Consider the following 258-nt stretch of genomic DNA (forward strand, 5'->3'; position numbering starts at 1 on the left):
CACACACACAAGGTTTAGGCTCCTTCGCTTTCGCTCGCCACTACTCACAAAATATCTTTTCCAGCAGGTACTAAGATGTTTCACTTCCCCACGTTCCCACCACCAACCTATCAATTCAGCTGGCAGCAACCCGGCATAACCCAGGCTAGGTTCCCCCATTCGGACACCCTCGGATCACCACTCGCTAGCCAATTCCCCGAGGCATATCGCAGGCTACAACGTCCTTCTTCGGCCCATACGCACCAAGGCATCCACCAA

The 258-nt window shown here is 53.9% G+C and carries 1 rRNA gene; it reads right to left on the reverse strand.

Features of this window, described 5'->3' with window-relative positions:
- Positions 1–257 (reverse strand): 23S ribosomal RNA (locus tag AC5RK6_RS01480); the annotation flags it as partial.
- Between the last annotated feature and the right edge of the window lies 1 nt (position 258).

The organism is Actinotignum sp. usb-actsch-213 (assembly GCF_059085665.1).